This window comes from Paraburkholderia sp. BR10937 (genome assembly GCF_040965695.1).
Classification (GTDB): Bacteria; Pseudomonadota; Gammaproteobacteria; order Burkholderiales; family Burkholderiaceae; genus Paraburkholderia.
The window spans coordinates 16764-35923 of the sequence record NZ_JBFRCL010000061.1; the positions used below are offsets into that span (position 1 = coordinate 16764).

The 19160-nt window shown below is 65.9% G+C and carries 13 protein-coding genes; 8 read left to right on the plus strand and 5 right to left on the minus strand.

All coding sequences use genetic code 11. The annotated features are described in order from the left end of the window. Positions 1 to 398 precede the first annotated feature (398 nt). The 3 genes from nirB (at position 399) to AB4Y44_RS34565 (ending at position 7662) form a co-directional block, all read left to right on the plus strand. A complete protein-coding gene (nirB, locus tag AB4Y44_RS34555; RefSeq protein WP_342922744.1) occupies positions 399 to 2990 on the plus strand; it encodes a nitrite reductase large subunit NirB in 2592 nt (863 codons plus the stop codon). A gap of 29 nt (positions 2991 to 3019) precedes the next feature. Continuing rightward, a complete protein-coding gene (gene nirD, locus AB4Y44_RS34560; RefSeq protein WP_368702044.1) occupies positions 3020 to 3367 on the plus strand; it encodes a nitrite reductase small subunit NirD in 348 nt (115 codons plus the stop codon). 98 nt (positions 3368 to 3465) lie between these two features. Next, positions 3466 to 7662 carry a molybdopterin-dependent oxidoreductase gene (locus AB4Y44_RS34565; protein WP_368702045.1) on the plus strand — a complete coding sequence of 1399 codons (4197 nt, stop codon included), beginning with the start codon at positions 3466 to 3468 and terminating at the stop codon, positions 7660 to 7662. On the opposite strand, the gene AB4Y44_RS34570 is transcribed toward AB4Y44_RS34565, so the two are convergent. Further along, a complete protein-coding gene (locus AB4Y44_RS34570; protein WP_342922675.1) occupies positions 7616 to 7915 on the minus strand; it encodes a hypothetical protein in 300 nt (99 codons plus the stop codon). The two genes, AB4Y44_RS34565 and AB4Y44_RS34570, sit on opposite strands and share 47 nt — an antisense overlap. A gap of 180 nt (positions 7916 to 8095) precedes the next feature. Between AB4Y44_RS34570 and cynR the strand changes: the two genes are divergently transcribed. Further along, the gene (cynR, locus tag AB4Y44_RS34575) at positions 8096 to 8992 is read left to right on the plus strand and encodes a transcriptional regulator CynR (protein WP_342922676.1); all 897 of its coding nucleotides are present in this window, start codon (positions 8096 to 8098) and stop codon (positions 8990 to 8992) included. A 25-nt stretch (positions 8993 to 9017) separates the two neighbouring features. Here the strand turns inward: cynR and AB4Y44_RS34580 are convergent, their stop codons facing one another. Next, positions 9018 to 10406, minus strand: a complete 1389-nt coding sequence (locus tag AB4Y44_RS34580) for an alkaline phosphatase family protein (RefSeq protein WP_368702046.1) — start codon at positions 10404 to 10406, stop codon at positions 9018 to 9020. Positions 10407 to 10690: 284 nt separating this feature from the next. On the opposite strand from AB4Y44_RS34580, the gene ilvD reads away from it, so the two are divergent. Continuing rightward, positions 10691 to 12550, plus strand: a complete 1860-nt coding sequence (ilvD, locus tag AB4Y44_RS34585; RefSeq protein WP_342922678.1) for a dihydroxy-acid dehydratase — start codon at positions 10691 to 10693, stop codon at positions 12548 to 12550. Between the two features lie 139 nt (positions 12551 to 12689). On the opposite strand, the gene AB4Y44_RS34590 is transcribed toward ilvD, so the two are convergent. After that, the gene (locus AB4Y44_RS34590; protein ID WP_342922679.1) at positions 12690 to 14933 is read right to left on the minus strand and encodes an NADP-dependent isocitrate dehydrogenase; all 2244 of its coding nucleotides are present in this window, start codon (positions 14931 to 14933) and stop codon (positions 12690 to 12692) included. 433 nt (positions 14934 to 15366) lie between these two features. On the opposite strand from AB4Y44_RS34590, the gene AB4Y44_RS34595 reads away from it, so the two are divergent. Both AB4Y44_RS34595 and AB4Y44_RS34600 read left to right on the plus strand, forming a co-directional pair. Beyond that, positions 15367 to 15783, plus strand: coding sequence for a MarR family winged helix-turn-helix transcriptional regulator (locus AB4Y44_RS34595; RefSeq protein WP_368702047.1), 417 nt, complete (start codon positions 15367 to 15369; stop codon positions 15781 to 15783). Positions 15784 to 15844: 61 nt separating this feature from the next. Continuing rightward, positions 15845 to 16093 carry a hypothetical protein gene (locus tag AB4Y44_RS34600; protein WP_342922681.1) on the plus strand — a complete coding sequence of 83 codons (249 nt, stop codon included), beginning with the start codon at positions 15845 to 15847 and terminating at the stop codon, positions 16091 to 16093. 24 nt (positions 16094 to 16117) lie between these two features. Here AB4Y44_RS34600 and AB4Y44_RS34605 read toward each other — a convergent pair whose 3' ends face one another. Further along, positions 16118 to 16942, minus strand: coding sequence for an alpha/beta fold hydrolase (locus tag AB4Y44_RS34605; protein WP_368702048.1), 825 nt, complete (start codon positions 16940 to 16942; stop codon positions 16118 to 16120). A gap of 277 nt (positions 16943 to 17219) precedes the next feature. Further along, positions 17220 to 18128: a LysR family transcriptional regulator gene (locus AB4Y44_RS34610; protein WP_342922682.1), complete on the minus strand. Its 909-nt coding sequence runs from the start codon at positions 18126 to 18128 to the stop codon at positions 17220 to 17222. A 117-nt stretch (positions 18129 to 18245) separates the two neighbouring features. Here AB4Y44_RS34610 and AB4Y44_RS34615 point away from each other — a divergent pair, with 117 nt between their 5' ends. After that, the gene (locus tag AB4Y44_RS34615) at positions 18246 to 19124 is read left to right on the plus strand and encodes an alpha/beta hydrolase (protein WP_342922683.1); all 879 of its coding nucleotides are present in this window, start codon (positions 18246 to 18248) and stop codon (positions 19122 to 19124) included. Positions 19125 to 19160 lie beyond the last annotated feature (36 nt).

The following is a 19160-nucleotide window of genomic DNA, read 5'->3' on the forward strand; positions in this document are numbered from 1 at the left end:
TGGCCGGCCACCCCCAATTGACAAAGTCGCAACCTGCACGCCCAGGGCGCACTGTCAATGTGCTGCACGGCACCAATCCTGGGCTGGCCTGCATCGCGATGCGCGCGCGGGCGTTGTGCCGGACGCTCCGCTCGCCAGCCGCCGAAGTCCGCCGGACGGCGCGTTGCGCGGGATGCACGCAGATTGGCACAGTGCTTGCATATCGCTTCGCAGCAAGTGCCACGCGAATCAATGGGGATTCGGCCGCAAGCAGTAGCGCGGCGCACGAGGGTTTCGAATTCAGGGCAACGGCGTCCCCCGAATCTGGCTTCGCGCAAGCTGGAATCGCGGGACGCCTTTTTTATTGGCAGGGGCTCAGCATGGTGCAAGCAGCGAACGAAGTGAACAGTTCGACAGCGATGGAGATCGTCGTCGTCGGCCATGGCATGGTGGGCCATAAATTTCTCGAGTGCCTCCTTGCGGACGGCGCGCCCAACGCGCGCGTGACCGTGCTCTGCGAGGAACCGCGTCCCGCCTACGACCGCGTGCACCTCTCCGAATTCTTCGCGGGCAAGTCGGCGGACGATCTCTCGCTCGTGGCGCCCGGCTTCTTCGAGCGCGCGAACGTGCGTCTCGTGCTGAACGCGAAGGCGGTGTCGATCGATCGCGAAGCGCGCACCATCGAGGTGTCCAACGGCGAGACGCTTTCGTATGACAAGCTCGTGCTGGCCACCGGCTCCTCGGCGTTCGTGCCGCCCATCGCGGGCAATGATCGCGCCGATTGCTTCGTCTACCGAACCATCGACGATCTCGAAGCGATGCAGGCGCGCGGCGCGCACGCAAAGACGGGCGTGGTGGTGGGCGGCGGCCTGCTCGGTCTCGAATGCGCGAAAGCCTTGCGCGACCTGGGCCTCGAGACGCACGTGGTGGAATTCGCGCCGCGCCTGATGGCGGTGCAGGTCGACGACGACGGCGGCCGCATGTTGCGCGGCAAGATCGAAGAACTCGGCGTGAGCGTGCACACGCAGAAGAACACGCTGGCCATCGTGGACGGCACGACGGTGGACGGCGCAACAGCCGCCAACCGCATGCAGTTCGCCGACGGCTCGCACCTCGACGCCGACATGATCGTGTTCTCGGCCGGCATTCGCCCGCGCGACGAAGTCGCCCGCGCCTGCGGCCTCGAAATCGGCGCGCGCGGCGGCATCGTGATCGACGACCAGTGCCGCACGAGCGACGCGAACATCTACGCCATCGGCGAATGCGCGCTCTGGCAAGGGCAGATCTTCGGCCTCGTCGCCCCCGGTTACGACATGGCGCGCATCGCCGCCAAAGCGCTGGCGGGCGAGGCAACGAGCTTCGCGGGCGCCGACATGAGCACCAGGCTCAAGCTGATGGGCGTGGACGTCGCGAGCATCGGCGACGCGCACGGCAAGACGCCCGGCAGCCGTTCCTACCGCTATGCCGACGAGCGCCGCCAGGTCTACAAGAAGATCGTGGTGTCCGATTGCGGCAAGAAGCTGCTCGGCGCGGTGATGGTGGGCGACGCGAGCGAATACGGCACGCTGCTGCAGATGATGCTCAACGGCATCGAACTGCCCGAGTCGCCCGAATTCATGATCCTGCCGCAGGCCGACGGCAAGGCCAGGCCTGCGATCGGCGTGGAAGCGCTGCCCGACGCCGCGCAGATCTGCTCGTGCAACAACGTTTCGAAGGCGCAAATCTGCGCGGCCGTGCAGGATGGCGCGACGACCATCGCCGCGGTGAAGGGGGCGTGCAACGCCGGCACGTCGTGCGGCGGCTGCGTGCCGCTCGTCACGCAGATCATGAAGTCGGAGATGAAGCGCCAGGGGCTCGCCGTCAATAATCACCTGTGCGAGCACTTCCATTATTCGCGCCAGGAGCTGTATCACATCGTGCGCGTGGAGGGCATCAAGACCTTCGGCGAACTGCTCGCGAAGCACGGCAAGGGGCTGGGCTGCGATATCTGCAAGCCGGCCGTGGGCGGGATTCTGGCGTCCTGCTGGAACGAATTCGTGCTGAAGAAAGAGCACGCGAGCCTGCAGGATTCGAACGACTACTACCTCGCCAACATTCAGCGCGACGGCACGTACTCGGTGGTGCCGCGCATGCCGGGCGGCGAGGTCACGCCGGAAGGCCTCATCGCCGTGGGGCAGGTGGCGAAGAAGTATGGCCTTTACACGAAGATCACGGGTGGCCAGCGCGTGGACCTCTTTGGCGCGCGCGTCGAGCAGTTGCCTTTCGTCTGGGAAGAACTGATCGCCGCAGGCTTCGAATCGGGGCACGCATACGGCAAGGCCCTGCGCACCGTGAAGTCGTGCGTCGGGTCGACGTGGTGCCGCTACGGCGTGGGCGACTCGGTGGGCTTCGCGATCGAACTCGAGAACCGCTACAAGGGGCTGCGCGCGCCGCACAAGATCAAGTTCGGCGTCTCGGGCTGCACGCGCGAATGCGCGGAGGCGCAAGGCAAGGACGTCGGCATCATCGCCACCGAGAAGGGTTGGAACCTCTATGTGTGCGGCAATGGCGGCATGAAACCGCGCCATGCGGAGTTGCTCGCTGCCGATCTCGATCAGGCCACGCTGGTGCGCTACGTCGATCGCTTCCTGATGTTCTACGTGCGCACGGCCGACCGCCTGCAGCGCACGAGCGTGTGGCGCGACAACCTCGAAGGCGGCCTCGACTATCTGATCGACGTGGTCGTGCACGACAAGCTGGGCCTTGGCGCCGAACTCGAAGCGGAAATGCAGCTCGTGGTGGACACCTACGAATGCGAATGGAAGAAGGCCGTGACCGATCCCGAAACGCGCCGCCGCTTCCGTCACTTCGTCAACAGCGATGCGGGCGACCAGCACGTGACCTTCATCGAAGCGCGCGGCCAGATTCGCCCGGCTACGCCCGAGGAGCGCATGCAGGTCCCGCAAGCGGCGCCGCAATTCAAGCGACATGAAGCGCTGTCCGGCATTCCCGTCGTCGTCGAAACCGTCTGATTCCCTTTCATCGAACCGAGGAGTACGAAATGAGCAACGAACATCGTCAGGCCGACTGGGTTCCCGTCTGCACGCTCAACGACATCGTGCCGAACACCGGCGTGTGCGCGCTCGTGAAGGGCGAACAGGTCGCCGTGTTCCATGTCGACGACGGCGACGCGCGTGTGTACGCCATCGGCAACTACGATCCGAACTCGCACGCAGCGGTGCTCTCGCGCGGACTCGTGGGCAGCTTCGGCGAGCGCATCGTGGTGGCCTCGCCCATCTACAAGCATCACTTCGATCTGTCCACCGGCGAGTGCATCGAAGCGCCGCAGCATTCGGTCAATGCGTTCCCCGCGCGCGTGGAAAACGGTCAGGTGTGGATTGCCGCCTGACTGGCCAGGTGCCGACTGAAGTGACAAAGGAAGTGACAAACTCGCGGCGTGCAGGATGCGCCGCGCGCCCCGAATTCAAGCTGATATCGATCGATGGCATGAGCAGCGAGAGCGTAAAGAGCGTTTGCCCGTACTGCGGCGTAGGCTGCGGGATGATCCTGCACGTCGAGGACGGCCAGGTCGCGAAGATCTCCGGCGACGCCGAGCATCCGGCCAACTTCGGCCGCCTCTGCACGAAGGGTTCGTCGGCGCACGTGGCACTGCGCAAGTCGGGGCGCCTCGAGCGCGCCTTCGTACGCCACGCGCGCGACGAGGACCCGGTGCCGCTGCCGCTCGCGCAGGCCATCGCCGATACGGCGCGCCGCCTGCGCTCGACGCTCGACGCGCACGGCCCCGATGCGCTCTCGTTCTACGTTTCCGGGCAGATGTCGATCGAGGCGCAGTACCTCGTGAACAAGCTCGCCAAGGGCTTTGTGCGCACCAACAACATCGAGTCGAACTCGCGCCTGTGCATGGCGAGCGCGGGCAGCGGCTACAAGCTCTCGCTCGGCGCGGACGGGCCGCCGGGTTCGTATCAGGACTTCGATCGCGCCGATCTCTTCTTCGTGATCGGCGCAAACATGGCGGATTGCCATCCGATCCTGTTCCTGCGCATGATGGACCGCGTGAAGGCGGGCGCGAAGCTCATCGTGGTGGACCCGCGGCGCACGGCGAGCGCCGAGAAGGCGTCGCTGTTCCTGCAGATCGCGCCGGGCACCGATCTCGCGCTGCTCAATGGCCTGCTGCACCTGCTGCACAAGCACGGCCACACCGATGCGGATTTCATCGCACAGTACACCGAAGGATGGGACGCAATGCCCGCGTTCCTCGACGACTACACGCCGGAAAAGGTCGCCGAGATCACGGGTCTCGCCGTCGACGACATTCGCCGCGCCGCGCAGATGATCGGCGAAGCGCCCGAGTGGATGAGCTGCTGGACCATGGGCCTGAACCAGAGCACGCACGGCACGTGGAGCACCAACGCGATCTGCAACCTGCATCTCGCGACGGGCAAGATTTGCCGTCCCGGCAGCGGACCGTTCTCGCTCACGGGGCAGCCCAACGCCATGGGCGGGCGCGAGATGGGCTACATGGGCCCCGGCTTGCCCGGCCAGCGCACGGTGCTCGCGCAAGAAGACCGCGCGTTCGTCGAAGCGGCGTGGGGCGTGGCGCCCGGCACGCTGCCCGTGAAGGTGGGCGGCGGCACCGTCGACATGTTCTCGCGCATGGCCGCGGGCGAGATCAAGGCGTGCTGGATCATCTGCACGAACCCGGTGGCGAGCGTCTCGAACCGGCAAACGGTGGTGGCGGGCCTGAAGGCCGCCGAACTCGTGATCGCCCAGGACGCTTTTCTGGACACCGAAACGAATCAGTACGCCGACGTGCTGCTGCCCGGCGCGCTCTGGGCCGAGGCCGAGGGCGTGATGATCAACTCCGAGCGCAACTTGACGCTCATGCAGCAGGCCGTCGAGCCGCCGGGCGAGGCGCTGCCCGACTGGCAGATCATCGCGCGCGTGGCCTGCGAGATGGGTTTTGCGCAGGCGTTCAGCTACGCGAGCGCCGCCGAGGTGTTCGACGAAATCACGCGCTTCGCGAATCCGAACACGGGCTACGACCTGCGCGGCGCGAGCCACGCGAAGCTGCGCGAAACACCGCTGCAATGGCCCATCGCGCCGGATGCCGCGAGCGACCGCAACCCGCTGCGCTATGTGAACGACGGCGTGAGCCAGACGCTCAAGGAAAACGCCGACGGCACGCGTCCCCGCATCGCGTTCGCCACGCCGCACGGTAAGGGCGTGTTCCTCGCGCGTCCCCATGTTGTGCCTGCCGAACTGCCCGATGACACGTTCCCGGTCGTGTTCAACACGGGCCGCCTGCAGCACCAGTGGCACACCATGACGAAGACCGGCAAGGTGCCGATGCTCAACAAGCTCAACCCGGGCCCGTTCGTCGAGATTCATCCCGAGGATGCCGCCGCGCTCGGCATCGCCGCGAAGGATCGCGTGGAAGTGCGCTCGCGCCGCGGCCGCGTGGTGCTGCCCGCCGTGGTGACCGAGCGCGTGCGTCCCGGCAACTGCTTCGCGCCCATGCACTGGAACGACGTGTATGGCGAGGAGCTTTGCGTGAACGCCGTCACGAGCGATGCGATCGATCCGATTTCCCAGCAGCCCGAACTGAAATTCTGCGCGGTCGCGCTCTCGCGCGTCGGCCCGCCATCCGCGCCGCGCGAGACCACACGCGTACCGGATGGCACCGATGCCGCCGTTGCGTCGGCCACGTTCGACGCCGGCGCGCCGCAAGCCGTCAACCCGTCCCAGGAACTCGACATGTCCCGTATCGATGCCTTTTCGACGCTACTCGGTCTCGACGACGTCGCCGCGCCGCAGCTGGGCGACGTGCAGCGCCAGTACCTCGCGGGCTTCGTAGGCGGCCTGCGCGCGTTGCGGGCGGCCGAGCCCGTTGGCGTGCCCATGCTGCCCGTGCACGCGCCGTTTCCCGCCGACACGCGCGTCTGGCTGGACGGCCTGCTGGCGGGCCTGTTCAGCCGCGGCGAGCCCGTCGCACGCACGACTGCGCTCGCGGTGCCGGATGCTCCCGAAGAAAAGCCGCATGGCGTGCGCATCGCCCATACGCGCCCCAAGGTCGTGCTGCTGTGGGCTTCGCAGACGGGCAACGTCGAATCGCTCGTCGAGCAATACGCGACGCAACTGATGGAGTCGGGCTTCGAGATTCGCACGGCCTGCATGGCCGATTACCCGCTCGCGAACCTCGCCGGGGCGCAATACGTCCTGCTGATGACGAGCACGTTCGGCGACGGCGACGCGCCCGACAACGGCGCGGCCTTCTGGAGCGCGCTCGCGGCGGACAACGCGCCTCGCCTCGCCTCGCTGCGCTTCTCCGTGCTCGCCTTCGGCGACCGCAACTACGACGCGTTCTGCGGCCACGGGCGCAAGCTCGACGCGCGCCTCGAGGCGCTGGGCGCCACGCGGCTCATGGAGCGCGTGGATTGCGACAGCGAATACCAGAGCGCCGCCGATGCATGGCTCGAGCGCATCGTCGTGCGCATCAAGCAGGAGGACGCGGCGCTGCACGCAGTGCCCGCCGACGGTTCGATTCCCGAGGTGCTGCCCGGCTGCGCGGCGACCAAGGCACGCCCGGCCACCTCGAAGCTGCTGAAGAACGCGCGCCTGAACATGAAGGGCGCGACGAAAGACACGCGCTACTTCTCGCTCGCAACGGGCGAGGCGGGCCTCGACTATGAAGCGGGCGACGCGCTCGGCGTGTGGCCCACCAACTGTCCCGCGCTCGTCGACGAGTTGCTGGACCTCACGCGCCTCGCCGCCGACACGCCGGTCGCCGTGAGCGGCCATGGCGAGATGCGCCTTGGCGAGGCGCTCGGCAAGCACTACGAGATCGCGCGACCGAACCCCGATGCGCTCGCATTCATTGCGTCGCGCACGCGCTCGCGGGGCCTCGCCGAGATGCTCGACGATTCGCGCAAAGGTGATCTGCGCAACTGGCTCTGGGGCCAGCAGCTCGCCGACGTGCTCCACGAATATCCCGTCGACATGAACGCGTCCGAACTGCTCGGCATGCTCAAGCGCCTGCAGCCGCGGCTCTATTCGATATCGTCGAGCCCGAAGGCCCATGCGGGCGAAGTGCATCTGACCGTTTCGGCCGTGCGCTACAACAACGGCCGCCGCGAGCGCAAGGGCGTGGCCTCGACCTTCCTCGCCGACCGCGCGCAGGAGAGCAGCGTCCCCGTGTTCGTGCAGAAGAGCACGCACTTCCGCCCGCCGCGCAGCGGCGACACGCCGATGATCATGGTCGGTCCCGGCACGGGCGTCGCGCCCTTCCGCGCCTTCCTGCACGAGCGCCAGGCGCGCGGCGACACGGGCCGCAACTGGCTGTTCTTCGGCGAGCAGCACGCGGCCACCGACTTCTACTACCGCGACGAACTGGAACAGATGCGCAAGGACGGCCACCTCGACCGGCTCGATCTCGCGTTTTCGCGCGACCAGAGCGAGAAGGTCTACGTGCAGGACCGCATGCGCGAGCAGGGCGCGCAGCTATGGGCCTGGCTGCAGGATGGGGCGCACCTCTACGTGTGCGGCGATGCGAGCCGCATGGCGAAGGACGTGGATACGGCGCTCAGGGAGGTGGTGGCGCGCCATGGCGGCATGAGCGCCGAGGCCGCGCACGACTACGTCACTGCGCTCGGGCGGGACAAGCGCTACCTGCGCGACGTCTATTGAAGGGGCGCGGCGCGGCTTCGGTGCGGCCCGGCGAGGACCGGCTGCCTGCGCGCCACGTCTGCAGCGCGCGAAAGCGGCGCGTGCGCGCCTGGTCCATGCGCGCGAAGCTTTCGTCTTCTTTGCCGAGCCCGGCATAAAGGCCGCCCTGGGCGCCTTTGGCCACGACGGGTTCGGGCAGCAGGATGGCGATCAGAAACGTCAGGCACGAGCCTGCGAACACCGCCACCACGCTCATCGAGATCGACTCGAACATCCGTTTGTCCCCCGGTAGAATGGTGTCCGGCGGCCGACGCCGTGCGTATCGCGCACCGCATCGCCGCTATCGCAAACCATTTTGCTCAGGGCGCGCGTCCACGTCCAAGACGATATTCGGATCGTCACGATAAGCGCGCCTTATGAAAAAACCGGAGATATTCGGGAGGCAGCCATCTTGATGCTTCGCTCGATACGCTACGTGCTCACCGTGGCGGAGTTGAAGAATTTCACGCGCGCAGCCGAAGTGCTGCACGTCTCGCAGCCGGCGCTCTCGCAGCAGATCCGCCAGCTGGAAAACGATCTCGGCGGCGCGCTGTTCGACCGCAGCGGCCGCGCCATCAGCCTCACCGAATTCGGACGCGCGTACATCGAACACGCGCGCCAGGCGCTCGCGCATCTCGACGCCGGCAAGCGCGCGCTGAACGAGGTGCGCGACCTCACGCGCGGCCTGCTGCGGCTCGCCTATACCCCGACCTTCGCGGAATATCTGATCGGCCCGGCGCTGCGCGGCTTTCGCGAGGCGCACCCGGCCATTGCGCTCGATGTGAGCGAGCGGCCGCTCGAAGATATCGAAGGCGGACTCGAGCGTGACGAACTCGATCTCGGCATCGGCTTCACGGATGTGCGCTCCGACGAAATCGAAGTGCGTCCGCTGTTTGCCGAGCACATGGCGCTGCTCGTGGCCACGCGCCATCCGCTGGCGCGCCGCCGCGCGGAGGTGACGGCCGAGCAACTGGGGACGATGCCGCTTGCGCTGTTGAGCCCCGACTTCGTGGTGCGGCGCTTCGCCGATGCCTATTTCCGCGCGCACCAGCTGATTCCGCGCGTGATGCTGCAAGCCAATTCGGTGGGCACGGTGCTCAAGCTCGTGAAGGACGGCACGCTCGCTACGCTGCTGCCTTCGGCGGTGCTGCGCGAGCATCGCGGGCTCGTCACGCTGCCCGTCAGGCCGGCGTTGCCACAGCGCACCGTCGCGCTGCTCAAGCGGCGGCGTGCATCGAGCACGCTCGCCGCCAACGCGTTTTCCGATGTGCTGCTCGCGTTGATTTCGCAGGAAGGTCTGGGCGAAGCCTGAGGCGGCCTTTGGTTTTCTCGTCGGCTCAGGGTTGGTCGGACGACAGCAGGTTGTGGAAGAAGTCCAAGGCGTGCTGGCGGGTCGGCATGGTCTCGAGCGTGGCGGCCGGGTCGAGCCCCGAGCGCCGCGCCGTGCCGCTCACGAGACTCTTTTGCAGGTCGTTGAGCGGGCGGGCGAGATTGGTGGCGATGAATCCGGAAGCGGGCGGCGCGGCGATGGCCGGCACGTCGGTGCGCGGCGCGTCCAGCGTGAGCAGCGCAGCGAGCGTGGGCGCGGCGGCCACGCGCTGGCTCGCGAGCATGTCGGCGGGCGCGATGGCGAGCCAGTCGCGCAGTGTGGCGAGAATCGACGTGTGGTCGTAGGGGGTGGCGCCAGGCGAGCGGAACACGGTGCCCGGCGCGATATACGGCGACACCACGACCGCCGGCACGCGCACGCCGAAGCTGTCGAAGGCGAAGTTCTGGTCGCCGGGCTTGCTCGCGGCATCGGGCGCCACGGCGTTGGCGGGCGGCAGCACGTGGTCGTAGGTGCCGCCGTGCTCGTCGTAGGTGATCACGAGCAGCGTTTCGGGCCATGCGGGCGAGGTGCTCAACGCATGCCAGATGTCGTAGAGAAAGCTCTCGCCCGCATAGACGTCGTGCGGCGGGTGCTGGTCGTTGGGATCGAGCAGAAAACGCGGCTCGATGAACGAATACTGCGGCAGCGTGTTGTTCTGGCAGTCGGAGACGAAGTTGCTGAAGCGCTGGAAGTTCGCCTTGTATTTCGGATCCCATAACGTCGGGAACATCGTGAGCGTGAGCGAGGGCGCGACGAGGGCGGCGCTGTACACGGCCCAGCTCGCGCCCATGTCGCCCAGCACGTTGAAGATGGTGCGCACCTGCCACTCGAACGGATCGGGCGGCGTGCCGTTGTCGACGTGGCCGTTCGACGTGCCCGCATGGGCGAAGGCGCGGTTCGGCCAGGTCTGGCTCGGCACAGGGGCGAACCAGGCGTCGCAGACGGCGTATTCGCGTGCGAGCGTCGAAAGCACCTTCAACTGATCGGGGCTGTGGCACTGCATGACCTGGCTTGCGTCGGTCGTCGCGGTCGTTTCGTAGTCTTGCACGAAGCCCGACATGGGCGATGCGCCTGCCGCGTTGCCGAGCAGTTGCATGCGCACGTTCGCGAACGTCTCCTGCGGATCGGGGTCGGGCAGCGTGGCCGTGGCGGCCGGCGTGGCGGCGGCAATGGTGGCGCCTGCCTTGGTCAGGTTGCTCAGGCCCGCCTTGAGCCCGTCGAATGGCCGTTCCGCGCTGGCGGCGGGCAGGAAATGCGTGGCGCTGCTGCCGTTCGTATACAGGCCGCCGAGCATCGTATCGAACGAACGGTTTTCGAACATCACGACAACGACATGCTTGATGTTCTGCAGGGACATGGGCTCTCTCCGTCACGCGGGTTTGACGAAGAATAGTGGTGCAGGCGTGTCGATTCGGCAAGGTTCGGCAACCCTGAGGGAACGGCCGACGCCCGGGGGGTGCCTTCGGGCGTACCAACTGCACCCCACGACCGCCGCCGGCCGATCCAGCGAGGTGCCCATCCCTGTGGGATAATTGTGAGTTCTGCCCAGAGCGCAGCTCAAGAGGTTGTTCGCAAGGGCGTGCGTGGGGCCTTTAATCCCGTGGCCCGCTTCCTTTCTGCGATTTTTCTCCTACAGCCACAATGCCCGCATACCGTTCCAAAACTTCCACCGCCGGCCGCAACATGGCAGGTGCGCGCTCCCTCTGGCGCGCCACCGGCATGAAAGACGAAGACTTTGCCAAGCCGATCATCGCGGTCGTCAACTCGTTCACCCAGTTCGTGCCCGGCCACGTGCACCTGAAAGACCTCGGCCAGCTCGTTGCGCGCGAAATCGAATCCGCGGGCGGCGTGGCCAAGGAATTCAACACGATCGCCGTCGATGACGGCATCGCCATGGGCCACGACGGCATGCTGTATTCGCTGCCGAGCCGCGACATCATCGCGGATTCCGTCGAATACATGGTCAACGCGCACTGCGCCGACGCCATGGTCTGCATCTCGAACTGCGACAAGATCACCCCGGGCATGCTGATGGCCGCCATGCGCCTGAACATCCCCGTGATCTTCGTCTCGGGCGGCCCGATGGAAGCGGGCAAGACGCGCCTCGCGAACCCCGTCACGAAGGCCATCGAGGTCAAGAAGCTCGACCTGATCGACGCCATGGTGATCGCGGCCGACACCAAGTACTCCGACGCCGAAGTGGCCGAAGTCGAGCGCTCCGCCTGCCCGACCTGCGGTTCGTGCTCGGGCATGTTCACGGCCAACTCGATGAACTGCCTGACCGAGGCGCTGGGCCTCTCGCTGCCGGGCAACGGCACCGTGGTCGCCACGCACGCCGACCGCGAGCAGCTCTTCAAGCGCGCCGGCCGCCGCATCGTCGAACTCGCGCGCCAGTACTACGAGCAGGAAGACGAGCGCGTGCTGCCGCGCTCGGTGGGCTTCAAGGCATTCGAAAACGCCATGACGCTCGACATCGCCATGGGCGGCTCGACCAACACCATCCTCCACTTGCTGGCCATTGCGCAGGAAGCGGGCATCGAGTTCGGCATGGCCGACATCGACCGCCTTTCGCGCGTCGTGCCGCAGCTGTGCAAGGTCGCGCCGAACACGAATAAGTACCACATCGAAGACGTGCACCGCGCCGGCGGCATCATGGCGATCCTCGGTGAACTGGAGCGCGCCGGCAAGCTGCACACCGACGTGCCGACCGTGCACACGCCGACGCTCGGCGACGCGCTCGCGCAATGGGATATCACGCGCACCCAGGACGAAGCGGTCAAGACGTTCTACATGGCTGGCCCGGCCGGCGTTCCCACCCAGGTCGCGTTCAGCCAGAACACGCGCTGGCCGAGCCTCGACTCGGACCGCGCCGAAGGCTGCATCCGCTCGTACGAGCACGCGTTCTCGAAGGAAGGCGGCCTCGCCGTGCTGACCGGCAACATCGCGCTCGACGGCTGCGTGGTGAAGACCGCGGGCGTGGACGACAGCATCCTCGTGTTCGAAGGCACGGCTCACGTGACCGAATCGCAGGACGAAGCGGTGGAAAACATCCTCGCCGACAAGGTCAAGGCCGGCGACGTGGTGATCGTGCGCTACGAAGGCCCGAAGGGCGGCCCCGGCATGCAGGAAATGCTCTACCCGACGAGCTACATCAAGTCGAAGGGCCTCGGCAAGGCGTGCGCGCTGCTGACCGACGGCCGCTTCTCGGGCGGCACCTCGGGCCTCTCGATCGGCCACTGCTCGCCGGAAGCGGCGGCGGGCGGCGCGATCGGCCTCGTGCGCGACGGCGACAAGATCCGCATCGACATTCCGAACCGCACGATCAACGTGCTGGTCTCGGACGAGGAACTCGCGCGCCGCCGCGAAGAACAGAACGCGAAGGGCTGGAAGCCGGCGAAGGCGCGTCCGCGCAAGGTGTCGGCGGCGCTGAAGGCCTACGCCAGGCTCGTGATGTCGGCAGACAAGGGCGCCGTGCGCGATCTCTCGCTGCTGGACGACTGAGCCTCGAATGAGGGGCGGGCCGCGCGGCTCGCCTCGAACAGGAGGGGCAAAAAAATCGAGCCTCCCACGGTGACGTGGGAGGCTCGATTCGTTTATGGCGCATGTCCCCCGCGCAACGCACGGGGGCGGGTTCCATCACTTACTTCGCAGCAGCAGCAAGTGCGGCGTTGAACGTCGCGCTCGGGCGCATGACTTCAGCAAGCTTCGCGAAGTCCGGCTTGTAGTAGCCGCCGATATCGACCGGCTTGCCCTGAACCGCGGCCAGCTCGCCCACGATCTTCTGCTCGTTCTCGGCCAATGCCTTCGCCAGCGGCGCGAAGTGCGCCGCGAGTTCCGCGTCGTCCTTCTGTGCGGCCAGTTCCTGCGCCCAGTACATCGAGAGATAGAACTGGCTGCCGCGGTTGTCCAGCTCACCGGTCTTCGGCGACGGGCCCTTGTTGTTGTCGAGCAGCTTGCCGGTGGCGGCGTCGAGCGTCTTCGCGAGCAGCTTGGCGCGCGCGTTGTTCGTCTTGATGCCGAGGTCTTCCAGCGAGACGGCCAGCGCGAGGAATTCGCCGAGCGAGTCCCAGCGCAGGTGGTCTTCCTGCACCAGTTGCTGCACGTGCTTCGGAGCCGAACCGCCGGCGCCCGTTTCGTACATGCCGCCGCCGGCCATCAGCGGAACGATCGAGAGCATCTTCGCCGAAGTGCCCAGTTCCATGATCGGGAACAGGTCGGTCAGGTAGTCGCGCAGGATGTTGCCGGTGACCGAGATCGTGTCGAGGCCGCGGATTACGCGCTCGAGCGTGTAACGCATGGCGCGGACTTGCGACATGATCTGGATGTCGAGGCCGGTCAGATCGTAATCCTTCAGGTACGTTTCGACCTTCTTGATCACTTCGTTTTCGTGCGGACGGTACGGGTCGAGCCAGAACACGGCCGGCGTGTTCGAGTTCTTCGCGCGCGTGACGGCGAGCTTGACCCAGTCGCGGATCGGCTCGTCCTTCACGAGGCACATACGCCAGATGTCGCCTTGCTCGACCGGCTGCGTGAGCGCTTCGAGCACTTCGCCCGTGGCGTTGTCGACGATGCGCGCCGTGCCGTCCTGTGTGATCTCGAACGTCTTGTCGTGCGAACCGTACTCCTCAGCCTTCTGCGCCATCAGGCCGACGTTCGGCACCGTGCCCATCGTGCGCGGGTCGAATGCGCCGTTGGTCTTGCAGAAGTTGATGATTTCCTGGTAGATGCGCGCGAACGTGCTTTCCGGAATCAGGCACTTCGTGTCGGCCGGGCGGCCGTCGGCGCCCCACATCTTGCCGCCTGCGCGGATCATGGCCGGCATCGAAGCGTCGACGATCACGTCGTTCGGTGCGTGCAGGTTCGAGATGCCCTTGGCCGAGTCGACCATAGCGAGCGCCGGACGGTGCTCGTGGCATGCGTGCATGTCGCGGATGACTTCTTCGCGCTGCGATTCCGGCAGCTTTTCGATCTTCGTGTAGAGATCGACGAGGCCGTTGTTCACGTTCACGCCGAGTTCTTCGAAGAGCTTGGCGTGCTTGGCGAACGCGTCCTTGTAGAACACGCGCACGGCGTGGCCGAACACGATGGGGTGCGAAACCTTCATCATGGTCGCCTTCACGTGCAGCGAGAGCATGACGCCGGTCTTGCGCGCGTCTTCCATCTGGTCTTCGTAGAAGGCCAGCAGATGCTTCTTGCTCATGAACATGCTGTCGACGATTTCGCCGGCTTGCAGCTTGACCTTCGGCTTGAGCACGATGGTTTCGCCGGCCTTCGTCACGAGCTCCATGCGGACTTCGCGGTCCTTGTCGTTCGTGATCGACTTTTCGCCGTGGTAGAAGTCGCCGTGCTTCATGTGCGCGACGTGGGTGCGCGAAGCCATGCTCCACTCGCCCATGCTGTGCGGATGCTTCTTCGCGTAGTTTTTGACCGCGAGCGGTGCGCGGCGGTCCGAGTTGCCTTCGCGCAGCACCGGGTTCACGGCCGAACCGAGGCACTTCGAATAGCGCTTCTGGATCGCCTTTTCTTCGTCGGTCTTCGGATCTTCGGGGAAGTCGGGGACCTTGTAGCCCTTGCCCTGGAGTTCCTTGATCGCGGCGACGAGCTGCGGCACCGATGCGCTGATGTTCGGCAGCTTGATGATGTTCGTTTCCGGCAACTGCGTCAGACGGCCCAGTTCGGCCAGGTTGTCCGGCACGCGCTGTTCTTCCGTGAGGAATTCCGGGAACTCGCCGAGGATACGGCCCGCAACGGAGATATCGCTGGTCTCGACGTTCACGCCGGCCGGCGCAGCGAAAGTGCGGATGATCGGCAGAAACGCGCTGGTGGCGAGCAGCGGCGCTTCATCGGTCAGGGTATAGATGATGGTGGGTTGCTGGGTACTCATCGGCTTCTTGGCGGGGTTCAAAAACGGGGTGATAACACCACCGGCTGCGCGCAGTCGGCGAAACACCTGGATTTTGCCTCAATTTGCAGCGGGCCGGGGGGCAAGCGTGCATGTATTTCATATCGTGGAAAGCGCTTGCGCAATGTTAATTGACCGGAAAGTCGGCGCGTTTGCCTTGATCGGCGCGCCGCGCGCTGAAAACGTTTCCGCCTCGGAGCCCCGTTCTATAAGGCTTTGCGAGCCGATACCGATGTTTCGGCTGCGCCTCCATGGTTTTGTGGATCGTACCCTTGATTGACTGTCAAGTTGGTAAAGACCCTTGTGAAAAGGGAAGTGAATCGGGGAGTCTTATATAAGAATTTTGCCCCGTGAGGCTCACCAGAGTCCATGAAAACGGTTGTCCTGCTAATCAATTTGTGGTCTCATTGCTGCCATGTTCGATCACTGCCTTTATTTCAATTCGTCGGCGCTCGCGCGGCTTGTCGAGCGCGAGTGGAGCGCCGCTTATGCGCCGTTCGGCCTCACGCCCGCGCAAGGCTTCGTGCTGCGCGTCGTGCTGGCGAAGCCCGGCTGCCTCGCGAGCGAAGTCGCGCAAACGCTCGGCATTGCGCGCCCCACGGCGACGCGTCTCGTCGACAACCTGAGCGAGAAGGACTTGCTCGAGCGCCGCCAGGGCGAGGCCGATGGCCGCGAATGGGGACTCTTTCCCACGGCGGGCGCCACGGCGCTCGACGGCCCGATCAACGGCGCGAGCGCCGAAGTCGCGCGGCGTCTGCGTGCGCAAGTGGGCCCGGACCTCTTCGAGTCGACGGTCACGGGCATGCGCAAGATCCGCAAGGGACTCGCGTAAGGCGTTCGCGCCTCTTTTAAAACTCAAATGATTGTCTTGCTAATCAATAAGGAGAAGAGCGATGAACGAAGCGGCGCTAAAAGGGACGGGGGAGGAAGCCTGGCGTTGGGCGATCGGTATGGCGATCGCCGCGCTGGCGGCAGGCGGCGTGGTGGCGGCGATTCTCGTCATGCCGCGCGCGGTGGAGGCAAACAACCGCGCGTGCATGGCGGCCTACGCCAACGACCTCCACGCGGATCTCGCGGCGTTCGCGCAAGACCCGGCGTGGCAGGCGCAATACGTCGAGGCGCTCACGGCGTGCGCGCGTTGAGCGCTCACGCCGTGCGCCGCCGCGTTACTTGCGGTTCAGAAACGCCAGCAGGTCGGCGTTGACCTGACCGGCCATCGTCGTGCACATGCCGTGCGGGCCGCCCGGGTAGATCTTGAGCGTCGCATCCTTGACGATCTTCGCGGAGAGCTTGCCCGCGTCGTCGATCGGCACGATCTGGTCGTCGTCGCCGTGCAGGATCAGTGTGGGCACGTCGAACTTCTCGAGGTCTTCCGTGTAATCGACTTCGGAGAACTCGTGCACGCAGTCATGCAGCGCGAGGATGCCGCCCCACATGCCCTGCTGCCAGAACGAATCGATCACGCCCTGCGAGACCTTCGCGCCGCTGCGGTTGTAGCCGTAGAACGGCACGGCCAGGTCCTTGAAGAACTGCGAGCGGTCGTCGATCACGCCCTTGCGGATGCCGTCGAACACATCCTTGGGCAGGCCGCCCGGATTCTTCTCGCTCTTGATCATGATGGGCGGCACCGCGCCGATCAGGACTGCGCCCGAGACGCGCTTCGTGCCGTGGCGTCCGATGTAGCGCGCGACTTCGCCGCCGCCCGTGGAGTGGCCCACGAGCGTGGCGTCATGCACGTCGAGCTTGTCGAGCAGGTCGGCCAGGTCGTCGGCCCAGGTGTCCATGTCGTTGCCCTTGGCGGGCTGATCGGAGCGGCCGTGGCCGCGGCGGTCGTGCGCGATCGTGCGAAAGCCGTTTTGCACGAGGAAGAGCATTTGAGCGTCCCACGCGTCGGCGGTCAGCGGCCAGCCGTGGGAGAAGACGACGGGCTTGCCGCTGCCCCAATCCTTGTAATAGATCGACGTGCCATCGCGGGTGGTGAAGGTGCTCATGGAAACTCTCCAGTTTCTTTTACAGCATCACAAAGCAGGCAGACGCCGGCGCATCGGCGCGCGGTTGCGCTTCGCGCGGCGGTACGTGGCGGCGTCCAGGGATGGGCAATGCGGGTGGAACGTGCCGGCGCCTGCGCGTCATGGAAAGAGGCAGGCGGCACGCGGGTCAGTATAGAGAGAACGCCTGAGCGATGACGTGAAGCTGTGCGGCTTGAAATCTTCGCGGCGCCGTGGATGTTTGCAGACGGCTTGTGAGCTTCAACCCCGCCGCGCGCGGCTAGGCGATTTCCGCACCGACCGCCTCGCGCAGATAGTCGCCGAGAAAATCGACAAAACTGCGCAGCTTCGCGGAGAGCTTGTTGCGCTCGAGATAGATCGCGTGGATATCGGCGTTCGGCAGCGCCCAATCCGTGAGCAGCGGCACGAGTTCGTCGCGCTCGATATGCTCGCCGATTTCCCACTGCGAGCGCACGACGATGCCGCGCCCGTCGAGCGCCCAGCGCAGCACGGTGCTGCCGTCGTTGCTCGACAGCGCGCCGTCGACCTTCACGGTTTCCGTGCGCTTGCCGCGCGAGAAGTGCCAGGTTCCGTATGCCGAGTCGTTTTCGCGCAGCACGATGCAGGCGTGGCGCGTCAGATCGTGCGGTGCCGACGGCTTGCCGTGCTGCTTCAAATACGCGGGCGACGCGCACACGATGCGCCGGTTCTTCAGCAGCAGCCGCGCGTTGATGCGCGCATCGGGCACCTCGCCGAAGCGAATGCCGAGATCGAAGCCTTCTTCCTGAAGGCTGAGTGGGCGCTCCGTCAACTGCAGCTGAATCTTCATCGAGGGAAAGCGCTCGACATAGGCGGACACCGCGGGCGCGACATGCGCGCGGCCAAAGCCAAACGACGCGTTCACGCGCAGCAGCCCCGCCGGTTCCCCGCGGCTGCGCGTGACGAGCTGTTCCAGTTCAGAGAGTTGGTCGAGGATGCGCGAGCCGTTCGCGAGATACAGCTCGCCTTCCTGCGTGAGGGACAGACGCCGCGTGGTGCGGTTCACGAGCCGCACGCCAAGGCGCTGCTCCAGTTGCGCGAGTCGCTTGCTCACGGCGGGCGGCGTGACCCCCAGTTCGCGTGCCGCCGCCGCCAGATTGCGGTTGCGCGCCACGAGCGCGAAGAGATTCAGATCGGAAAACGCGTCCATTGCGCCGCTCCCGTTGGCTTGCGTAATTCGTTCCTTAAAGTTACGACTGGATTGCTTTTGCGGAAACCCAATCGTTCAAGGCATCAATTAGACTGCATGCAACCTCGGGAGACAAGCATGTTCGACGGTTTCACAGACGCTTCGGCAGACATCGAAGGCGTTCGCATTCACGCCATTCAGGGCGGACGCGGCCCCGCGCTGCTACTCCTGCACGGTCACCCGCAAACGCACGCCATCTGGCACAAGGTCGCGCCAACGCTCGCGGAGCATTTCACGGTGATTGCCGCCGACCTGCGCGGCTACGGCGACAGCGGCAAACCGCAGGGCACGCCCGACCACGCCAACTACGCGAAACGCCGCATGGCGCTCGATCAGGTTGCGCTCATGCGCGGCCTCGGCTTCCCGTCGTTCGCAGTCGTGGGTCATGACCGGGGCGGACGCGTCGCCGCGCGCATGGCGATCGATCATCCGGACGCGGTTACGCAGCTGATCACGCTCGACGTCGCCCCAACCGTTGCGATGTACGAGCAGACGTCGTTCGAATTCGCGCGCGCTTACTGGCACTGGTTCTTTCTCGTGCGCCCGGCGCCGTTTCCGGAAACGCTCATACGCGCCGACCCCGATCTGTATCTGAAGCAGACCATGGGCGCGCGCAGCGCAGGGCTCGCGCCATTCGCGCCCGAGGCCTATGCGGAATATTTGCGCTGCCTCCTGGACCCGGCGACGGCACACGGCATCTGCGAGGACTATCGGGCGTCGATCACGATCGACCTCGAACACGACCGCGCGGATCTGGCGGCGGGCAAGCGCATCGTGTGCCCGTTCCTCGCGTTGTGGGGCGCGCATGGCACCGTTGGTCAGTGTTTCGATCCGCTCGCGGAATGGCGTAGCTGGAACGCCGGCGTGAGCGGCGAGGCGCTGCCGTGCGGCCACTACCTCGCCGAAGAAGCGCCCCAGTTGCTCCTCGAACGCGTGCTGCCATTTCTCCAGCGCTGATCCGCTCGTTCGTCACTATTCAGTCTTCAGTCGGGC